The 19,682-nt window shown below is 67.6% G+C and carries 21 protein-coding genes; 9 read left to right on the top strand and 12 right to left on the bottom strand.

The window, feature by feature from the left end:
• Nucleotides 1-103: 103 nt before the first annotated feature.
• The 9 genes from Q4G50_RS01600 to typA form a co-directional block, all read right to left on the bottom strand.
• Complete coding sequence (locus Q4G50_RS01600; protein WP_303375889.1) at nucleotides 104-616, bottom strand: GtrA family protein; 513 nt, start codon at nucleotides 614-616, stop codon at nucleotides 104-106.
• A gap of 103 nt (nucleotides 617-719) precedes the next feature.
• Nucleotides 720-1,553 carry a pseudouridine synthase gene (locus Q4G50_RS01595; protein WP_303375880.1) on the bottom strand — a complete coding sequence of 278 codons (834 nt, stop codon included), beginning with the start codon at nucleotides 1,551-1,553 and terminating at the stop codon, nucleotides 720-722.
• Nucleotides 1,546-2,646, bottom strand: a complete 1,101-nt coding sequence (gene dapC, locus Q4G50_RS01590; RefSeq protein ID WP_303375879.1) for a succinyldiaminopimelate transaminase — start codon at nucleotides 2,644-2,646, stop codon at nucleotides 1,546-1,548. The genes Q4G50_RS01595 and dapC overlap by 8 nt, the downstream gene beginning before the upstream one ends.
• 4 nt (nucleotides 2,647-2,650) lie before the next feature.
• Nucleotides 2,651-2,974 (bottom strand): ferredoxin, encoded by a 324-nt coding sequence (fdxA, locus tag Q4G50_RS01585; protein ID WP_085550185.1) that lies wholly within the window; start codon nucleotides 2,972-2,974, stop codon nucleotides 2,651-2,653.
• 42 nt (nucleotides 2,975-3,016) lie between these two features.
• Nucleotides 3,017-3,409, bottom strand: a complete 393-nt coding sequence (locus Q4G50_RS01580; RefSeq protein ID WP_303375878.1) for a hypothetical protein — start codon at nucleotides 3,407-3,409, stop codon at nucleotides 3,017-3,019.
• Complete coding sequence (mshB, locus tag Q4G50_RS01575; RefSeq protein ID WP_303375877.1) at nucleotides 3,406-4,257, bottom strand: N-acetyl-1-D-myo-inositol-2-amino-2-deoxy-alpha-D-glucopyranoside deacetylase; 852 nt, start codon at nucleotides 4,255-4,257, stop codon at nucleotides 3,406-3,408. Before mshB ends, Q4G50_RS01580 begins: the two co-directional genes overlap by 4 nt.
• Complete coding sequence (locus Q4G50_RS01570) at nucleotides 4,244-5,839, bottom strand: ABC transporter family substrate-binding protein (RefSeq protein ID WP_303375876.1); 1,596 nt, start codon at nucleotides 5,837-5,839, stop codon at nucleotides 4,244-4,246. The genes mshB and Q4G50_RS01570 overlap by 14 nt, the downstream gene beginning before the upstream one ends.
• Before the next feature lie 8 nt (nucleotides 5,840-5,847).
• Nucleotides 5,848-7,014 carry an MFS transporter gene (locus tag Q4G50_RS01565; RefSeq protein ID WP_303375875.1) on the bottom strand — a complete coding sequence of 389 codons (1,167 nt, stop codon included), beginning with the start codon at nucleotides 7,012-7,014 and terminating at the stop codon, nucleotides 5,848-5,850.
• Between the two features lies 1 nt (nucleotide 7,015).
• Nucleotides 7,016-8,929 (bottom strand): translational GTPase TypA, encoded by a 1,914-nt coding sequence (gene typA, locus Q4G50_RS01560; RefSeq protein ID WP_303375874.1) that lies wholly within the window; start codon nucleotides 8,927-8,929, stop codon nucleotides 7,016-7,018.
• A gap of 447 nt (nucleotides 8,930-9,376) precedes the next feature.
• Here typA and Q4G50_RS01555 point away from each other — a divergent pair, with 447 nt between their 5' ends.
• The 9 genes from Q4G50_RS01555 (at nucleotide 9,377) to Q4G50_RS01515 (ending at nucleotide 16,090) form a co-directional block, all read left to right on the top strand.
• Entirely contained in the window at nucleotides 9,377-10,051 is a 675-nt protein-coding gene (locus tag Q4G50_RS01555; protein WP_303375873.1) for a hypothetical protein, read from the top strand.
• 5 nt (nucleotides 10,052-10,056) lie between these two features.
• The gene (locus tag Q4G50_RS01550) at nucleotides 10,057-10,593 is read left to right on the top strand and encodes a DUF402 domain-containing protein (RefSeq protein ID WP_303375872.1); all 537 of its coding nucleotides are present in this window, start codon (nucleotides 10,057-10,059) and stop codon (nucleotides 10,591-10,593) included.
• An 88-nt stretch (nucleotides 10,594-10,681) separates the two neighbouring features.
• Nucleotides 10,682-10,843 carry a hypothetical protein gene (locus Q4G50_RS01545; RefSeq protein ID WP_303375871.1) on the top strand — a complete coding sequence of 54 codons (162 nt, stop codon included), beginning with the start codon at nucleotides 10,682-10,684 and terminating at the stop codon, nucleotides 10,841-10,843.
• Nucleotides 10,844-10,859: 16 nt separating this feature from the next.
• Entirely contained in the window at nucleotides 10,860-11,204 is a 345-nt protein-coding gene (arsC, locus tag Q4G50_RS01540) for an arsenate reductase (glutaredoxin) (RefSeq protein WP_303375870.1), read from the top strand.
• A gap of 89 nt (nucleotides 11,205-11,293) precedes the next feature.
• Nucleotides 11,294-12,907: an NAD-dependent epimerase/dehydratase family protein gene (locus tag Q4G50_RS01535; RefSeq protein ID WP_303375869.1), complete on the top strand. Its 1,614-nt coding sequence runs from the start codon at nucleotides 11,294-11,296 to the stop codon at nucleotides 12,905-12,907.
• Nucleotides 12,908-12,913: 6 nt separating this feature from the next.
• Nucleotides 12,914-14,098 (top strand): zinc-dependent alcohol dehydrogenase, encoded by a 1,185-nt coding sequence (locus tag Q4G50_RS01530; RefSeq protein ID WP_303375868.1) that lies wholly within the window; start codon nucleotides 12,914-12,916, stop codon nucleotides 14,096-14,098.
• A complete protein-coding gene (locus tag Q4G50_RS01525) occupies nucleotides 14,095-15,447 on the top strand; it encodes an FAD-dependent oxidoreductase (RefSeq protein ID WP_303375867.1) in 1,353 nt (450 codons plus the stop codon). Before Q4G50_RS01530 ends, Q4G50_RS01525 begins: the two co-directional genes overlap by 4 nt.
• Nucleotides 15,448-15,485: 38 nt before the next feature.
• The gene (locus Q4G50_RS01520; RefSeq protein WP_303375866.1) at nucleotides 15,486-15,638 is read left to right on the top strand and encodes a hypothetical protein; all 153 of its coding nucleotides are present in this window, start codon (nucleotides 15,486-15,488) and stop codon (nucleotides 15,636-15,638) included.
• Nucleotides 15,638-16,090 carry a CinA family protein gene (locus Q4G50_RS01515; RefSeq protein ID WP_303375865.1) on the top strand — a complete coding sequence of 151 codons (453 nt, stop codon included), beginning with the start codon at nucleotides 15,638-15,640 and terminating at the stop codon, nucleotides 16,088-16,090. Before Q4G50_RS01520 ends, Q4G50_RS01515 begins: the two co-directional genes overlap by 1 nt.
• On the opposite strand, the gene Q4G50_RS01510 is transcribed toward Q4G50_RS01515, so the two are convergent.
• Genes Q4G50_RS01510 through Q4G50_RS01500 form a run of 3 tightly spaced genes read right to left on the bottom strand, consistent with a single transcriptional unit; the run spans nucleotide 16,087 to nucleotide 19,671 of the window.
• Complete coding sequence (locus Q4G50_RS01510; protein WP_303375864.1) at nucleotides 16,087-17,748, bottom strand: ABC transporter ATP-binding protein; 1,662 nt, start codon at nucleotides 17,746-17,748, stop codon at nucleotides 16,087-16,089. The two genes, Q4G50_RS01515 and Q4G50_RS01510, sit on opposite strands and share 4 nt — an antisense overlap.
• A complete protein-coding gene (locus Q4G50_RS01505) occupies nucleotides 17,745-18,752 on the bottom strand; it encodes an ABC transporter permease (RefSeq protein WP_303375863.1) in 1,008 nt (335 codons plus the stop codon). Before Q4G50_RS01505 ends, Q4G50_RS01510 begins: the two co-directional genes overlap by 4 nt.
• Entirely contained in the window at nucleotides 18,745-19,671 is a 927-nt protein-coding gene (locus Q4G50_RS01500) for an ABC transporter permease (protein ID WP_303375862.1), read from the bottom strand. The genes Q4G50_RS01505 and Q4G50_RS01500 overlap by 8 nt, the downstream gene beginning before the upstream one ends.
• Nucleotides 19,672-19,682 lie beyond the last annotated feature (11 nt).

Genomic DNA, 19,682 nt, shown 5'->3' with positions numbered 1-19,682 from the left:
GCCACCCCGGCGGGGTGTTATTCCACCCACCCGATGGCAGCCCACCCAAAGCTAACCCCCACCCCCTGCGGAAATACTCCGCCAGAGGGCTACTCACCGACGCCTAAACGGGCGGGGATTCGGCGACGATGCGTGCCGCCTTCCGCGGCTTACGGAAGGCCCACAGCTTATTCACCAGGAAGTTGACCGGCATGGCCACGACGATGGAGATCGCGGTCGCCCAGTAGAACTTGGTGCGCAGGCCGGTGGAGTCATCGAAGATGTCGGAGGGCAGGGCCAGCGGTGAGGTGGGGTTCATGAGCAGGGTCGCCACGATCTGGCTGACGATGAACGCGCCGATGCCGGTGAGGAGGAAGGGGAAAAACCCGCGCCACCAGGTGCGCTGGGGCAGGCCCCGGAAGGTCCAGCTGCGGTTGAGCTGGTAGTTCCAGGTGTTGGCGACGAGGAAGGCGATCGTCATGAAGATGTTGAACCAGCGGATGTTGTAGTCCGTGCCGAACAGGGGCATGAACACATCGTGTTCGGAGATGCCGGCGGTCCATCCGGCGATCTTTTTCGACGCGACGCTGACCAGCAGGTTGACGATTGTTCCCGATCCGCCGACGAGACCGAACATGAGGAATTGTCGGGCGGTGTTGCGCACCCTGGCCAGGGCGGTAGCCCGTGTGGCATTGGAACCCACGGATTCTCCTCTGAAACGGCGGTCGACGGCTATCGGTCTAGCTTAGTCCCCCGGCGTCGAATACTCGGTGTCGCCCGGTGAGCGGGTCGTCGAAGGCGATGCGGGTGGCGCGTAGTTGCAGAGGCGTGCTGAAGTCATACAGGTCTAGCCCGCGGTCGCAGGGGTAGGTGTCGTCGCCGATGATGGGGGTGCCCAGGTGGTTGAGGACCACCCGGATCTGGTGGGTGTGTCCGGTGATGGGGCGCACCTCGACCTCGGTGTCACCGACCCGGCGCAGCCACGTGTCCGTCACCACGCCGCCGGCGCCGACCCGCACCTGCCGCGCCCCGCGGTCCTTGATCATGGGGAGCCGCACCATCTCCCACTTCTCCCCCACCGACGGTGTTCCTTCGACGCGTGCGCGGTAGAGCTTCTCGACGCCCCGTTCCTGAAACAGCCGCTGATACCTCCCGCGCGTGCTCGCCCGCCTAGAGCACACCAGCACCCCGGAGGTCAGCCGGTCGAGGCGGTGCAGGGGGACGATGTCGTCTGCACCGTAGGCGATGCGGAGGCGGGTTTGTACTGTCTCGCGGACGATGCGTCCGTTCGATGTGGAGGGCAGGAAGTGTGGTTTGTCCACGACGATGAGGTGTTCGTCTGCGGTCAGCACCGTGTGGTCGAAGGGGATCGGCGGCTCCGGGGGCACCACGGGGTGGAACCAGGCCGGTTGGGGACGCGGTAACGCTGCCCCGGCCGGAAGGCGCGTGCCGAAGGGGTAGGGGGCGTCCCCGGAACGGCCAGCCCAGTAGGTGTGGTCGGCGGGTACCTCGCCCCGCAGCACGACCCGTTGCGGGGAGATTCCTTCGCGGGCGGGGATGGGGGCGTCAGCCAAGGCGGGTGGCGGCGGCGTCGATACGCTCGTCGGTGCCGGTCAGCGCCATGCGGATGTGCTGCGCGCCGCGGGGGCCGTAGAAGTCGCCCGGCGCGACGAGGATGCCCAGGCCGGCGAACCAGTCCACGGTGGCGCGGGAGTCCTCGCCGCGGGTGGCCCAGAGGTAGAGGCCGGCCTCGGAGTTGTCGATGGTGAATCCGGCGTCGATAAGCGCCTTCGTCAACACCGCCCGACGTCGCGCGTAGGTGATCTTCTGGGCGGCTTCCTGGGTGTCATCCTCCAGCGCGGCGATCATCGCCTGTTGGATGGGGCCGGGGACCATGAGGCCGAGGTGTTTACGCACTTCCAGGAGTTCGGCGATGAGCGCGGGGTCGCCGGCGAGGTAGCCGGCACGGTAGGAGGCCAGGTTGGAGGTCTTCGACAGGGAGTGGATGGCGATGAGTCCGGTGTGGTCGCCGTCGCAGACGCGCGGGTCGAGGATGGAGACGGGTTCTTCCTCACCCCAGCCGAGGCCGAGGTAGCACTCGTCGGAGGCGACGATGACGCCGCGTTCGCGCGCCCAGCCGACGACCTTGCGCAGGTGCTCGACGCCGAGGACTTTGCCGGTCGGGTTCGACGGTGAGTTGAGGAACACAAGGTCGGGTTTCTCGGGCCCGATCTTGAGCAGGGAGTCGGCGCGCAGGATACGGTTGTCTCCCATCAGGGCCGCGACCTCGTAGGTGGGGTACGCCACTTCGGGGATGACGACGAATCCGCCGCGGATGCCCAGCAGGCTGGGCAGCAGGGCGATGGCTTCCTTGGTGCCGACCACCGGCAGCACCGCGTCGGGAGCCAGCCCGCTCATGCCGTAGCGACGCCCCAGCGCCGCCACGATCGCCTCCCGCAGCTGCGGTGTGCCGGCGGTCTGCGGGTAGCCGGGTTCTGCGGCGGCTTCGGCCAGGGCCAGCTGGATGCCGGGCGCGACCGGGTCGACGGGGGTGCCCACCGAGAGGTTGACGATGCCGTCGGGGTGCGCGGCCGCGGTGGCCCGGGCGTCATCGAGGGTGTCCCAGGGGAAGTCCGGCAGGCGGGTGCCCAGGGGCGTGCGGGCCACGGGGTTACTCCTGGTTCTGCGGCGGCAGCGCGGCGACGAAGGGGTGATCCTTATCGACGGGACCCGTCTTCGCCGCCCCACCGGGCGACCCGAGGTCGTCGAAGAAGCCGACGTTGGCGTCGTAGTACTGGTCCCATTCCTCGGGGACGTCGTCCTCGTAGAAGATGGCCTCGACGGGGCAGGCGGGCTCGCACGCACCGCAGTCGACGCACTCGTCGGGGTGGATGTAGAGCATGCGCTTGCCCTCGTAGATGCAGTCGACCGGGCATTCCTCCACACAGGAACGGTCGAGGACGTCCACGCAGGGCTGGGCGATGATGTAGGTCATGGGGGTCGGGCACTCCTTAGTTGAAACGTGGGTCCTAGTATGTCACTTCGCGCGCACCAGCGGCCAGACGCCTCCGGCCACGCCCGCGGCAAGTAGCAGCACACTGCGGATATTACTGCCTACCAGCTGGTCCCCGGTGACGGCGACGCCCATCATGAGCGCGAAGTAGCCGCCCAGCCACACATACAGCGGGATGGCGGCCACCACCGGGGCAGGGTTCCACAGTCGGGCGGTGCGGGTGAGCACCATGTTGAATAGAAACGCCAGGATGATGGTGTACGGCACCGCCAGGCGCGCCCCACCGGGCAGGGTCACCCAGGTGCCCAGGTAGACGACTTCCAGCAGCACGGAGATGGCCGCCGCCACCGACAGCCACACGAGCCCGCCGATGGCTTCCCCGCGGCTGAAGTCGGTGCGCACGAGTCCTTGGCTCATGCCCACCACTCCGGCAGTGGGCCGGCACCGAGCTGGTAGTACTCGGCGTCGAGAAGCGGCTGGGCGTGGAGGTTGGACAGGGCCCACACGGGGTGTGCACCCTGGCCCCACGCAGCGCGCGGATTGGTGGTGGAGACATGGCCGTCGGCGAACCAGATCTGGGTGGCGTGCGCGCGCATGGCTTCGCGTTTGGCGGCGAGGGCGGCGTCGTCAAGCGGTACCACGAGATCGTGGCTATCGACGCCCTGATTCTCCACATAGTCCTCCGACGGCCGGGTCCAGCCCGCCGGGACGGCGGTGATGGTGTCCAGACCGGCGCGGTAGGCATCCAGCGGGGTGACGGTCCACAGGACGGAGATGTCACCGGCGGCGGCGTGGGTGATCTCGTGGGCGCGGATGTGGTCCGGGTGGCCGTAGCCGCCGTCGGGGCCGTAGGTGATGAGGAGGTCGGGGCGGTGGGTGCCGATAAGCTCGGTGAGCAATTCGACAGCCGTCTCGCCGGAGTTGACGAAAGCGCGCGGGTGGGCATGGGCGGGGCTACCGGCCATGCCGGAGTCCCGGAAACGACCGGCCCCGCCGAGAAACTCCCCACGCACCCCGAGCACGTCGAGGGCGCGTGCGAGCTCGCCGATGCGGAAACCACCGAGCTGATCGGCGTGCTCCCCCACCAGGTGAGCGTAGGTGTCACCGATGACCTCTCCCTCTTCACCGAGGGTGCAGGTGACCACCAGCACGTCTGCGCCACGCCGGGCCAGGTCGAAAAGGGTGCCACCGGTGGTGATGGATTCATCATCGGGGTGGGCGTGGACGGCCATGACGCGGCGGCCAATCAGATCACGGGTTGTCATTAGTCCTCCAGCTCGCCACCGTCGATATACCGGCGGTCCAGTTCTCCAGGTCCGGGTCCGGTCCCACGATACCGTCGCCGAGTACCAGCATCCGCCTCTCCCCCAGCACGGGCACGGTGAGATGCTCGCCCGTGTTGAGGCCGAGGAAGAAGCCCTTGCCCTCGTCGACGGGGATGATCCCGCTACGCAGCCCCTCGACCACGCGGCGGGTGTCATCCGAGCAATAACCGCTCAAGTTGCCGGAGCGCGGGGCCTCCGGCGACGGCGGGCACTGCCACCGCCCAGCCAGCTGCAAGGCGGTCGAATCGACGCGCTGCCAGGCCAGCACCATATCCACCTCCCCCTCGGGGAGGCGGGCGCCGGCGTGCTCGCCGAGTTCGGCGGTGACCATCTCCGCGCGCACCTCGAACTGGGAAAGCAGATCGGTGAGGGTACGGGCGGCGGCGACCGCCGTCTCATCGGCCGGGTCGACGCCGATGCGCAGGGGACGGTCCTCGGTGAGTGCAGGCAGCAGCTCCGGCGGCCCCTGATCCAGGGAGCGGGCGGGCTGGTGCGGGGGAACGTTGAGTTCTGCGGTCCGGCCGGAAGCGAGGCGGGCGATGAGGGGGACGTCGATAAGCGAATGTAGTTCGGCGCGCACCTCCTGCTCCCCCAGCAGCGCGGATGTCACCGACAGGTGGAGCGTCAGCTCGCGCGGGATGTCGATGAGGCGCACCTGCGTGTCCCGCATCAGGCGGTAGGAGTCGATGGCTGTTTCACCTGGGGTGGCGTCGAGGTAGCCGATCTGGCCGGTGCGCAGCTGCTCCACACCCTGGGTGACGGAACGGATCTCGTGGAAGCTGACGCGGTCGGTGGCGGCGGGATCCGCACCCCAGAAACGGTCATTGCGGTGGAGGGTGACCACGCCGCGGGAACGGTCCACGCTCTGCACCGCATAGCGGCCGCCCGAGGCCGGGATGTCGTCGTCGAGGGCGGTGGCGAAGCGGGCGATTTCACCCTGGAAGACGTGGGCGGGCAGGAGGTGGTTGAAAAGCTCTCGCCAATCGGGGACGGGGGAGGCAAAATCCACGTCGACGGTGCGCCCGTCCGCCGAGGTGCGGACCTCGGTGATGGCGTCATAACCGGCCGCGTCAAGCACCCCCGGGGTGGAGGTCATGCCCTGCCAGAGGTAACGGAAATCCGCACCCGTGAGCGGGGTGCCGTCCGACCACTGGGCCGCCGGGGAAATGACATAGCGCACGGTGCGGGCGGCGGGGGCGATCGCCTCGATCTCCGCCGCGGAGACCAACACGTTCGTGTCCATCACCCCGCCGGGGAAGGCGCTGGGCAGGACCAGGTCGGCCAGCGAGCGGGTGAAACTGGAGGCATCGGCCTGCAGGTGCGGGTTGAAACCCGCGGGCAATGGGTCGATGCCGATGGCGATGACCTGCTCTGACCGCGACGGCGCCGGCGTGGAGGTCGGTGTGGCGGAGGAAGTGGTGGTGGTCTCCGGGGCCTCCTCGACCGGCGGGGGGCCGGGGTTCGCGGAGCAGGCACTCAGCGTCACGGCGAGCAGGACGGCGGGCAGGAGACGGACGTTCACACCCACGATTATGTACCAGGGGTGGCCGGGGTCCGCTCCCGCAGCGCCGGGGCGAGCACCAGGACGGTCCCGCCCGCGAGAACCAGCAGGCCCAGCGCCCAGCGCAGCTCGGTGACCGCGGACAGGGCCCCAAGAACGGGGCTGGTGGCCAGGAAACCCACCCGCATGAGCCAGCTCACCGCGGTCACCCCGGCCCCCTCGGATATGCCGGGCAGGCGCGCGGCCGCGGCGAAAGCACTCGGCACCAGGGTGGCGCACCCGAAGCCGGCCAATGCGAAACCGATGTACAGCGGCGCCGGGGAGTGCGCGGACATGACCAACACGCCGCCCAGCGCGATGAGCGCCCCTCCCGCGCGGGCCACGGCGACACGGCCGAAAGCGTCGATGAGTTTGTCACCGGTGAAACGCCCGATCGTCTGCGCCGCCAACACCACGGTGAAGGCGACACCCGCCTGCCCCAGCTCCACCCCGACCAGGTCGACGGAGGCCAGGCCCGCCCAGTTGTTGGCGATGTCCTCGATCATCGTCCCCGAGGTGGCCACGAGTGCCGCCGGTAGGGCGATCCACATGATGGTGCCGATCCGCTTATCGACGCCCGCGCGCGTCGACGAGGATTCCGGCGCCGCCGCGGGGACCGGGCCGGTCAGCCACACGCCACCGGCGACGGTGACGATGATGGCGAGCGCGACGGCGCCCAGGTGAACGCGCAGGTCGATGCCGGAGCTGGCGGCCAGGGTGCCGGCCGCTCCCCCGGCAACCGCGCCGAGCGACCAGAAGGCGTGCATCGACGAGAGAATCGAGCGGCCCTGGGCGGCCTCGACGCGCACTCCGGCGACGTTCTGGGAGACGTCGATGACGGCGTCGAGAAGCCCGATAACAGCCAGGACCACCGCTAACGCCGCCGCATTCGGGGCCCAGCCGGCGGCGGCGAGGGATAGGGCCACGGCGATGGTGCCGTAGAACACCACCGGGCGCGGGCCGAAACGGTTGACGGCCAAGGAGGGCAGGACGGTGGAGGCCAGTGAGCCTACGGCGACGGCGGCGACCATGAGGCCGAAGAGCAGATCCCCCAGACCCCACTGCGCTTTGAGCGTGGGGTACCAGGGAAGCAGGGAGGCGAGCGCCGCCCCGTTCGTGGCGAACAGCAGCGCGACGCCGAGGACGGGGCGTGACACCTTACTTGTTGAGGGCCTTCTCGCGGGAGCGGGCACGCGCCCGCTCGGTGGCGTTGAGGATGACCTTGCGCACGCGCAGGATGTCGGGGGTGACCTCGACGCACTCGTCCTGGCCACAGAACTCCATGGCCTCGTCGAGGGAGAGGACATGCGCCTTGGCGAGGGTGACGGTGGTGTCCGCGGAGGCGGCACGCATGTTGGTCAGCTTCTTCTCGCGGGTGATGTTGATGTCCATGTCCTCGTCGCGGTTATTCGCGCCGACGACCATGCCCTCATACGCCTCGGTGCCCGGCTCGACGAAGAAGTTGCCGCGGTCGGACAGCTGCTGCAGGGCGTAGGAGGTGATCTGGCCGGAGCGGTCGGCGACCAGAGAACCGGTGGCGCGGTCCTTGATCTCGCCGGCCCAGGGGCGCTGCTCGATGGCGTAAGAGTTGGCGATGCCGGTGCCTCGGGTCTCGGTCATGAAAGTGGTGCGGAAGCCGATGAGGCCGCGGGCCGGGACGTCGAACTCCATGCGGACCCAGTCACCGGAGCCGGTGTCCATGGACACCATCTGGCCCTTGCGGGCGGCCATGAGCTGGGTGACGGCACCCTGGTGCTCGGAGGGGACGTCAATGACCATGCGCTCGAAGGGCTCATGGACGGTGCCGTCGATGACCTGGGTGACCACCTGCGGCTTGCCGACGGTCAGCTCGAAGCCCTCACGGCGCATCGTCTCGACGAGGACGGACAGGGCCATCTCGCCGCGGCCCTGGACCTCCCAGGCGTCGGGGCGCTCGGTGGGCAGGACGCGGATGGAGACGTTACCGATGAGCTCCTGGTCGAGGCGGGCCTTGACCATGCGGGCGGTGAGCTTGTCGCCGCCGCCGCGGCCGGCCATCGGGGAGGTGTTGACACCGATGGTCATGGAGATGGCGGGCTCGTCGACGGTGATGCGCGGCAGGGCGACAGGGTTCTCCGGGTCGGCGAGGGTGTCGCCGATCATGATCTCGTCGATGCCGGAGATGGCGGCGATGTCACCGGCGACGACCTCCCCTTCGGCGGGCACGCGGGTGGTGCCGACGGTGCGCAGCAGCTCTGCGATGCGAACGTTTTTGGTGTGCGGGTTGCCCTCGTCGTCGTAGTGGATCCAGGCGACCTGCTGGCCCTTCTTCAAGGTGCCGGCGTGGACGCGGACCAGGCCGATGCGGCCGAGGAAGGAGGAGGAGTCCAGGTTGGTGACGTGAGCCTGCAGCGGGGCGGCGATATCGGCGGAGGGCTCCGGGAGCACCTCGTAGATGACGTCGAACAGGGCTTGGAGGTCCGCGGCGTCGGGGGCGACACCATTGCCCGGGTTCTCGGTGGACGCCTTGCCCTCACGGCCGGAGGCGTAGAGGACCGGCAGGTCCAGCAGGCTCTCGGCGGCCAGGGCGGCCTCCTCGTCCTCCAGGCCGGAGGCCAGCTCGAGGAGGAGATCCTGGGCGTCCTCGACGACTTCGTCGATACGCGCGTCGGAGCGGTCGGTCTTGTTCACCAGGATGATCACTGGCATCTTCGCGGCCAACGCCTTGCCCAGCACGAAGCGGGTCTGCGGGAGGGGGCCCTCGGAGGCGTCGACAAGCAGGACGACGCCGTCGACCATGGACAGGGCGCGTTCGACCTCGCCGCCGAAGTCGGCGTGACCCGGGGTGTCGATGACGTTGATGATGAGGTCACGGCCGTCCTTGCCGGCACCCTTGCGGCGCACGGCGGTGTTCTTGGCCAGGATGGTGATGCCCTTCTCGCGTTCGAGGTCGCCGGAGTCCATCACGCGGTCGGTGACACCACCGTGGTCGTCGAACACGCCGGACTGCTCCAGCATGGAGTTGACGAGGGTGGTCTTGCCGTGGTCGACGTGTGCGACGATGGCGACGTTGCGGAACTCAGGATGGGACACGAGTGGGCTGCTCCTACAAAAAGGGGTCGCGGGCCCGGGCCGACCGAACGCGCGATATATGAACAGCCCCTGACGATACTCGCAATGAGGGGTTGGTGCACTATCGGCCGGGGGGCCTAACGAGGCGGCGGAGCAGACTTGATACCCCCATCCCCACAGTGATGGCCAGCACACGGGCGGACCTCAAACCGGACCTAGTCCGGACTGTCCGCCCGACGCCGCAGTTCACGCCACATTTTCACGGAAATGTAACAGAACAGTCTCAGGGTGCGAAAGAATAAGTAACCGGGATTTCTCGATTCCGGTTGATTCTGCGACGTAAGTGAATATTGTTGGGTATCGAAACTACTGTTACCCAAGTTGCTTTTGTGACTAACACGCCGCCTGGCGAGCTGTGACACTTGCAACACTGCCACCCCCCAAGATCACCTGGAAGAGAGCCTGTCAGTGGGACACACCGCCCGGAAGACACTGATCGCCGCCGTCACCGCGGCGAGCGCACTTCTTGCCACCCCCGCCGCTTCGGCCTCCCCTCTCCCTGATCTATCCAGCCACAATCCGCTCGACGAGCTCGGCCGCCCCACCCCCCGCACCCAGGCAGAGATCCGCAATCTGGCCAACCAGCCGTGGATGCCGGCCGATGTGCGGAACATGCTGCTGTCCGCTCTGGCCTTCACCGCCGGTGACAACGGCGACGGTGGACCGGACCTGCCAGACGACGCCCCGGCGTTCACCCAGTTCTACTGGCCGACGGTGTCCGGGTCGTGCATCGGCGGCGAGCTGGACGCCGTCGGCACCGCCCTCGCGGTCCCCGGCCCCGCCGATATCCCCGCCCCGGGAGCCAAGCAGGGGCAGACGGCCTTTGTGTTCACCGCACTGGGCACCGCCCCGGCGGCGCAGGGGCAGGGTGGCATGCACGTCAACTGGATCAACATCAACACGCTGCAGCACGGGGCGACCGCGCTGGGCAATCACGGGATCAATCCCGACGGGCCGGCCACGCTGTCCGGTACCGCCGACACGGGCAACGGCACGGTCGTCGCCATGGTGTCCGGTCGAGTACACACCGAGGACGGCCCCTGTGACTTCATCCCCACTGCTGCGATCATCGATGCGAGGTAACAGACATGACTGCTGATCTGCACCCGGTCAAGGAAGAAACCTTCAACACCACCGACCGAATCAACATCGACCCGAAGGGCCACCTCCGCGAGGTGGACACCTATAAGGTCACCGACTTCGGCCTGTACATGGCCCGCGGCGCCAACCACCCGCGCTTCGGCTATCTGGAGTCGTGGTTGCTGCCCAAGTTGGGTCTGCGCGCCAACATCTTCCACTTCCGGGACGGCGTCGATGAGCGCCAGGACTTCTACTTCGACGTCGCCGATATCCATGTCGAGGACGGTGTGTGGTCCACCCGCGATCTATACGTGGACCTGGTGTCCGTCACGGGTGAGCCGATCGATGTGCAGGACATCGATGAGCTGGCCGCCGCGACATCCGCCGGACTGATCTCCGCCGAGGATGCCGAGCGCGCGATCGACACCACGCTCACCGCTGTCGAGGGCATCACCCGCCACCGGGATAACGCCATGGAGTGGCTGCGCACCCTCGGTATTGAGCTGACCTGGGCGAATAACGTCACCCTGGTCCCCGCCGAGTAGGGCCAAGAGTTACCACATCGTTGTGATGCGGCCCACATTTCCGGGGTAGGTTGAGGATAACAACCACCTCAGAAGGAAGGAACGCATCATGACCGAAAAGCAGCACACGTGGGAGTTCCCGGAGGACAAGCCCTTCACCCACAATCACCCGGAGAATGTCGGTAAGGCCAACGAGGAGCAGCTCGAGGAGCTTCCCGAGGAGTGGGGCCAGCAGTCCTTCCCCGCCAGCGACCCGCCGGCCAACTACTGAGCGCTAGGGTGGTGGCATGAACGTCACCATCTACCACAACCCCCGTTGCTCCAAATCGCGCCAAGCGCTAGCCTACCTGCGCGAACGCGACCTGGAACCAGAAATTATCCGTTACCTGGATGACACGCCGGACGTCGATAAGCTCAAAGAACTTATCGACGCCGCGGGCGTCACCGCCCACGACGCCATCCGCACGCGGGAGGCGGAATACGCCGAGCTCGGGCTGTCGCCCGAGACGCCGGAGGCGGAGTTGCTCGCCGCGATGGCCCAGCACCCGCGGCTCATTGAGCGCCCCTTCGTGGTCACCGACCGGGGAGTGCGAATTGCGCGCCCCACCGAGGCGATCGACGACATCATTTAGCAGCCAATTCCCTTAATATGCTTGAAATATGATGGGTTTTCCCGTTTCCTCGGCAGTAGAACGTTGATCGAGAAAACAAGGAGAACACCATGAAGGTCGTCATCGTCGGCGCCACCGGCAACCACGGCACCGCGCTGTTGCGCGCCCTGCACGATACCCCCGAAATCACCGAGATCGTCGGCATTGCCCGCCGCCTCCCCGATGAGCACCCGCCCTATGCCGGGGTGGAGTGGCACTCCATTGATGTCGGTGCCGCCTCCACCGCAGAGGATGCCGTCGCCGCACTGGCGGAGGTGTTCCAAGGCGCGGACGCCGTGGTGCACCTCGCCTGGATGATTCAACCCAATGACCGCCGCGAGCTGCTGCGCCGCGTCAACGTCGAGGGCACCGAGCGCGTCACGCAGGCGGTGGCGCGGGCGGGTGTCGGACAGCTCGTCGTCGCCTCCAGTGTCGGCGCCTACTCCCCCGACGAGGCGCGTGAGGAACTGCGCGATGAAACCTGGGCCACCGGCGGCATCGACTCCTCCCACTACAGCGTGGACAAGGCTGCCCAGGAGAAGATCCTCGACCGCTTCGCGGACACTCACCCAGATGTCACCGTCACCCGCCTGCGCCCGGGACTGACGTTCCAGGGCGATGCGGGATCGGAGATCCAGGAGTACTTCCTCGGCGATCTCGTCCCCATCCAGGCGCTGCGCGCCGGCAAGCTGCCCGCCCTGCCCGTGCCGAAGGGCCTCCGCCTGCAGGCCGTCCACGCCGATGACCTGGGCCGAGCCTATGTGGCGGCGATCCTGAAGAAGGCCGGCGGGGCCTTCAACATCTGCGCCGACGATGTTCTCGGCCCGCAGGAACTGGCCGATATCGTCGATCACGGTCGTTTCATCGAGCTGCCGCCCGCCGTGGTCCGCGCCGGTCTGGCCGCCGCCTACAAGGCCGGCACCGTCCCCGCCGATCCCGGTTGGCTGGACATGGGCATGGAGGTCCCGCTCATGGACAACTCCCGCGCCGCCGCCGAACTGGACTGGCGCCCCACCGTCAGCGCCGCCGACGCCCTCGCCGAGCTGCTCGAGGGCATGATCGAGGGCCACGGCCTGCCCTCTCCCCCGCTGCGCCCCCGCGACAAGGACTCCCGGCTCAACGCCGCCGCCGATACGCAGGCCGGCGAAGGGGCTGGGGACGGCGGCGAGAAAGTGCCGGACTCCTACACCCGCGATCTTCTCGAGCTCTACCTGTCCGACCACCTCACCGGCGCCACCGCGGGTGTCAACCGCATCGAGCGGATGGCCGAGGAGTACGTGGACACCCCGATGTTCGCGGAGCTGTCGGCCGTCGCCGATGAGATCCGCTCCGACCGTGAGCTGCTGCGCAACGTCATCGAGGATCTCGGCCTGGCCCGCAAGCCCTACCGCCAGGCCGTCGCCTGGGTCGGCGAGCGCGTCGGCCGCCTCAAGCTCAACGGCCGCATCCTGGAGCGCTCCCCCATGACGATGCTGCTGGAGGCCGAGCTCATGCGTTCGGCGGTCAACGGCAAGCTCGGCGGCTGGGAGACGCTGCGCGAGCACGCCGCCGGGCTGGGCCTGGACGAGCAGGTCTTCGAGGACCTCATCGCCTCCTCCTACCGCCAGCTGGAGACCCTGGAGAAGGTCCATGCCTATGCCCGCGAGCGCGCCCTGCGCGATGACCGCGACACCTTCTGGGACTGATGAGCCATGAGAGCAGTCACTTGGCAGGGTAAACGCCAGGTCAGTGTCGAGACAGTCCCGGACCCGGGGCTCATAGACGACACTGATGCCATCATCGAAGTCACCTCCACCGCCATATGCGGCTCCGACCTCCACCTCTACGAGGTCCTCGGGCCCTACATGGACGCCGGCGACATCATCGGTCACGAGCCGATGGGCCGCGTCGTGGAGGCGGGCAGTGCCTCCGGGCTCCAGGAGGGAGACCGCGTGGTCATCCCCTTCACCATCGCCTGCGGGCGGTGCTGGATGTGCGACCGGAAGCTGTACTCCCAGTGCGAGACCACCCAGGTCACCGGGCAGGGTACCGGCGCGCGCCTGTTCGGTTATTCCCGCCTCTACGGCTCGGTGCCCGGCGGGCAGGCGGAGTACCTGCGGGTGCCGCACGCCGACTTCGGGGCGATCAAGGTCGGCGAGGAGCTGCCGGATCACCGCTACCTCTTCCTCAGCGACATCCTGCCCACCGCCTGGCAGGGCGTGGCTTACGCCGGTGTCGCGGAAGGTGACACCCTGGCTGTGTTTGGTCTGGGCCCGGTCGGGCAGATGGCGGCACGCATCGGCGTCCACCTCGGCGCCCGGGTTTTCGGCATCGACCCGGTGCCGGAGCGCCGCGCCATGGCCCGTCGACACGGGGTGGAGGTCTTTGATCTCGGCGAGGACACCAACGACGCCATCCGCGACTCCACCCAGGGGAGAGGCCCCGACTCGGTGGTCGATGCCGTCGGCATGGAGGCGCACGGTTCGCCACTGGGCAAGGTGGCGCACACCGGCGTCGGTCTGCTGCCCGACGCCGTCGCCCGTCCCCTCATGGACCACGCCGGCATTGACCGACTCGGCGCTCTGCACGCCTCCATCGACCTGGTTCGTCGCGGCGGCACCGTCTCACTGAGCGGCGTGTACGGCGGTCAGGCCAGCCCCTTGCCGATGCTCACGCTCTTCGACAAGCAGCTTCAGGTGCGGATGGGCCAGGCCAACGTCAAGGCCTGGATCGACGACCTGCTGCCCCTCGTCGAGGATGCGTCCGACCCCCTCGGTGTCGACGATCTGGTCACCCACCGTCTGCCGCTTGAGACCGCGCCGGAAGCCTACGAGATGTTCCAGAAGAAGCACGACGGATGCGTCAAGGTCGTCCTCGACCCCCAGGAGTCCCGATGAAATTCTGGAGAGATGTCAGCGGCGAAATCACCGTCTCCCCGCTCCCCGATTCGCTTATCGACGTCGCCGTCGTCGGCGCCGGTTTCACCGGTCTGACTACTGCTTTGCTCTTGGCGCGCGCAGGACGTCGCGTCGCCGTGGTGGAGGCCCGGCAGGTCGGCGCCGGGGCCAGCGGGGCCACCACCGCGAAAACCAGCCTGCTGCAGAACACCCGCCTGTCGGATCTTGCGGCGCAGCACAACGCGGACGTCGCCACGCAATACCTGGCGGCCAACCGCCACGGCATGCAGTGGCTGGAGGAGTTCTGCACCGCCCACGATGTGCCGGTGGGACGCACCGCGGCTGTCACCTTCTCCACCAGCGATGAGGGTGCGGAGGCGGTCCGGAAGGAATTCGAGCTGGCCCGGGAACTCGGCCTGCCGGTGGAGCTCGAAGAACACCCGGCCGAGGAGTTCGCCACCCACGCGGCAGTGCGTCTGCCGGACATGCTGCAACTGGATCCGGCCGATCTACTCGTTGCCCTGTGCCGGGCGTTCACCGAAGCAGGCGGCACCCTCACCGACCACACCCGGGTGACCGGCATCGACGGCACCACCCTGCGCACGCAGGCCGGTCAGCTCCACGCCGTACAGGTGATCCTGGCCACGGCCTCGCCCATCCTCGACACCGGGCGGGTCACCATGTCGTTGTCCCCGGAGCGCTCCTACCTGTGTGCTTACGATGTCGACGGGCCCCTGCCGGAGGGTATGTACATCAGCGCCGAATCCCCGAGCATCTCGGTGCGGCGCGCGGGCGAGACGCTGCTCGTCGGCGGCCAGGGGCATCCCACCGGGCAGGAGACGGAAACGTCGGAACGTTTGGAGGCCCTCGACGCGTGGGCTGAGCACCACTTCCCTGGCGCGCGGCGCACCCATGCCTGGTCGGCGCAGGACTATCACCCGGTGGGTGGGGTGCCGGTCGTCGAGAAGCTCGCTGACGGCGTGTACTTCGCCGGCGGTTACAGTAAATGGGGCATGGCAGCGGCCCCGGCCGCCGCCCACATGCTCCTCGATCTGCTGGAAGGCCGCGCGGCGGAGACCTTCGGTGACACCACGCTGACCGGCACCGCCGCCACCACCGCCGCGACCCTGGCCAAGGCGGCCGGCCATTCGGTGGCCAACCTGGCGCGGGGCGACACTCCGGACTGTGGCGTCAGCCGCCTGTGCACCCACATGGGCGGCCCACTGGCGTGGAACGACGCCGAACAATCCTGGGACTGCCCGCTGCATGGTTCGCGTTTTTCCCCGGATGGCCGGGTCCTCGAGGGTCCGGCGGTGAAAGACCTCCCGCAGCTGTCATCAGATGAGTAGAATTGCACGTGATACCCATCACAACGAAAGGTAAAGCAATGACCGACCCCGACAAGAACCCGGACCTCGACGACACCCGCTTCGCCGAGGAGACCAACCCCGGTAAGCGCGATGAGGCCAGCGAGGAGGAGCTGGTGGAGCAGTTCGAGGAGGAGTCCTTCCCGGCCTCTGACCCGCCCGCCAACTACTGATGAGCGCTGAGCTCATCGCCGATCTCGCCACCGCACACGGTTACACCGTGGCGGTGGCGGAGTCGTTGACGGGTGGCACCCTGGCCTCCGAGCTGGCCGCGGAGGAGGGTTCCTCCGACTGGTTCGCCGGCGGCGTCGTCGCCTATCAAAGACGCACAAAGGTCGCGGTGCTCGGCGTTCCCGCCAGCTGCCCGGTCATCTCCGCGCAGTGCGTATCGACGATGGCTGCCTCCCTCGCCGAGCTCATGTCCGCCGATGCGGTTGTCACCGTCTCCGGCGCAGGCGGGCCGGGAGGCCAGGACGGTCAGCCGCCGGGTACGACGTGGTTTTCCACCCTGGTGCGCGGTCGGGCCCGCACACAGCGACAGCACTTCCCCGGTTCCCCGGAGGAAGTGCTGTCGGCGGCGCGGGGGTTCGCGCTGACCATGCTCGCCGAGGAGATGGCTTCCTAGGACTGGGTGAGTCCCAGGTTCTCGCCCGTACCCAGCTCGATGTTGAGTCCCGGCACCGAGTTGATGAGGTCGCGGGTGTACTCCTCCTTCGGGTCCGCGAAGACCTCGTCGGAGGTGCCCTGCTCGACGACCGCACCCTGCTTCATCACCACGATGTCATCGGCGGTCTGGCGGACCACCGCGAGGTCGTGGGTGATGAACAGGTACGACAGGTCCAGCTCCTCCTGCAGCTCGGCGAGCAGGCGGATGATCTGGTTCTGCACCAGCACATCCAGCGCTGAGACGGCCTCGTCGAGCACGAGGACCTCGGGGCGCAGTGCCAGGGCGCGCGCGATGGCGATGCGCTGGCGCTGGCCGCCGGAGAGCTCGTTGGGGAACCGGCGCATGGCCGAACGCGGCATGGCGACCATGTCGAGCAGCTCGGCGACGCGCTCCTCGCGTTCCTTACGGCTGCCCACCTTGTGCAGGGCCAGCGGCTCCTCGATGCAGCGGAAGATGGAGAACATCGGGTCCAGCGAGCCATAAGGGTTCTGGAACACGACCTGCATCTTGCGGCGCATGTCGAATAGTTCCTTGTTGCTCAGCGTCGACAGGTCGGTGCCCTTGTAGAACACCTTGCCGTCCGTGGGGTCGAGCAAGTTGAGCACCATGTTCGCCACGGTCGACTTACCGGAGCCGGATTCGCCGACCAGCGCCAGGGTGGTGCCCTTGCGCAGGGTGAAGGAGACGTCATCGACGGCCTTGTTCTCACCGAAGATTTTGGTGAGGTTCTCCACCCGGATGACCTCCTCCTGCTTCGACTCCCGCCCGTGGGCGATGAGCTCGGTGGATTCCACACCCGCGGCCAGCGCGGACTGGATACGGGCTGAGGCCAGCGAGGGTGCGGCCTTCACCAGGCGCTGGGTGTAGGGGTGCTGCGGGTCGCGGAGGATCTGCAGGGAGGGCCCGGATTCGACGATGCGGCCGCGGTGCATGACCACGAGGTGCTCGGCGCGCTCGGCGGCCAGGCCCAGGTCGTGGGTGATGAACAGCACGGCGGTGCCCAGTTCCTCGGTCAGTCCCTTGAGGTGGTCGAGGATGCGCTTCTGCACCGTGACGTCCAGTGCCGAGGTCGGCTCATCGGCGATGAGCAGTTTCGGACGTGCCGCCAGGCCCATGGCGATGAGCGCGCGCTGGCGCATACCGCCGGAGAATTCGTGCGGGTACTGGCGGGCGCGACGGTCGGCATCGGGCAGACCGGCCTCCTCCAAGAGCTCCGCGACACGCGGGCGCACCTCGGAGCCCTTGACCACATCATTGGCCTTGAGGGACTCGCCGATCTGCGTGCCGACGCGCCACACCGGGTTGAGATTCGACATCGGGTCCTGCGGGACCAGGCCGATCTCGGAGCCGCGGTATTTCTGCATCTCCTTGTCGCTCAGGCCCGTGATGTCCTCCCCGTTGAAGAGGATCTGCCCGCCGGTGACTTTGCCGGTGCCCGGCAGCAGGCCGAGGATCGACATGGCGGCGGTGGACTTGCCGGAGCCGGACTCGCCGACAATGGCGACGGACTGCCCCGGGTAGATCGTCATGTCGATGCCGCGGACGGCCTCGACAACGCCGGTGGAGGAGGTGAAGGAGATCTTCACGTCCTTCATTTCAAGAAGTGGGGCGGTCATCGCTTCCTCGCCTTCGGATCGAGGGCGTCTCGGACGACGTCGCCAAGCATGATGAAGCTTAGGACGGTGAGCGCGAGCGCCATGGCCGGGTAGAACAGGACCATCGGCTTGGTGCGCAGGGAGGCCTGCGCGGCGGAGATGTCGCCACCCCACGACACGATGGTCGGGGGCAGGCCGATACCCAGGAAGGACAGGGTGGCCTCGGCGACGATGAAGGTGCCCAGCGCCACGGTGGCGTAGACGATGATCGGCGCCGCCGCGTTCGGCATGATGTGACTGGAGAGCATTTTCATTCGCGACGCCCCGAGCGCCCGGGCGGCAGTGACATATTCCTCGTTTTTCACGCTCATGACCGCACCACGGGTGATGCGGGCAATACTCGTCCAACCGAAAAGACCGAGGACCAGCACCACCGTGAGGATCGTGCGGTAGTCCTTGAACATCTGCATGACGACGATCGCGGCCAGCACCAGCGGGATGGCGAAGAAGACGTCCGTCAGGCGCGAGAGGATCGAGTCAAGGATGCCGCCGAAGAATCCGGCCATCGCCCCGATGAAGGTACCGATCGCCACCACGAGAGCGGTGGTGAGGATACCCACCGCCACCGAGGCGCGGGCCCCGTAGATGGTGCGGGCGTAGATGTCACAGCCCTGGCGGTCGAAGCCGAAGGGATGGCCCGGCTGCGGATCGCCCAGCGAATTGGATAGCACGCAGGTACGCGGGTCGACGGAGGTGAACAGCTGCGGGAACAGCGACATGACCACGGCGATGAGGATGAGCACTGCGGAGACCCAGAACAGTGGGCGGCGACGCAGGTTGCGCCACGCCTCACCCCACATGGAGGCGGGGGCGGACTCATCGGCGACGGCGTCGACGGCACCGAGGCCGGTCTCGTCGGTTTCGGCGATGAAGTGGTCCTGGCCCGGGCGCGGGTGCAGGCGGTTCCCGGCGAGGATATCGTCCTCACCGGCCGGGTTGGCGACGTTTCTGTTGATGTCAGGCATATCGGATCCTCGGGTCGAGCACGGCGTAGATCAGGTCCACGATGAGGTTGGCGATGATGTAGACGATGACGAGCACCGTGGTGAAGGAGACCACCGTCGTCGGCTCGCCCTTGATGATCGCCTGGTAGATGGTGCCGCCGACGCCGTTGATGGCGAAGATGCCCTCGGTGACGATGGCGCCGCCCATGAGCGCACCCAGGTCGGCACCGAGGAAGGTGGCGACGGGGATGAGCGAGTTACGCAGCACGTGGCGGCCCATGACCTGCCCGTTGCCCAGGCCCTTGGCCCGGGCGGTGCGGACGTAGTCGGCGCGCAGATTCTCACTCACCGACTGGCGTGTGAGGCGCAGGACGTAGGCGAAGGAGACGGCGCCGAGTACCACAGCGGGCATGAGCAGTGAGGTGAAGGTTTCTCTCGATCCCACGGTGACGGGGAGTATCCCCCATTTCACACCGACGACGAACTGCAGGACGAAACCGATGACGAAGCTCGGCACGGCGATGACGATGAGCGACATGACCAGGACGGTGGAGTCGAAGATGCCGCCGCGGCGCACGCCGGCGATGACACCGAAGAGGATGCCGAAGAGGGCCTCGAACGTGAGGGCCATGAGGGCGAGTTTGATGGTCACCGGGAAGGCCCGGGCCATGACGTCGGCGACCGGCTGGCCGGAGAAGGTGGTACCGAAATCCAGGGTGAGAATTCCCTTGAGGTAGAGCAGGTACTGGATGATGAAGGGTTTGTCCAGGTTGTACTCCGCCTCGATGCGGGCGCGGGCGGCCTCGGACAGGCCACGGTCACCGCCCAGTGCCTCGACGGGGTCGCCGGGCATGAGGAAGACGAGTGCGTAGATGAGCAGCGTGGCCCCGAAGAACACGGGGATCATCTGGAGCAGTCGTCGCCCGATGTAGCGCAACATAACTAGTCCTT

The sequence above is a fragment of the Corynebacterium sp. genome (genome assembly GCF_030538285.1).
GTDB lineage: Bacteria > Actinomycetota > Actinomycetes > Mycobacteriales > Mycobacteriaceae > Corynebacterium.
Note: the sequence above shows the minus strand (reverse complement) of the source record. Positions and strands in the feature narration are given on the sequence as shown.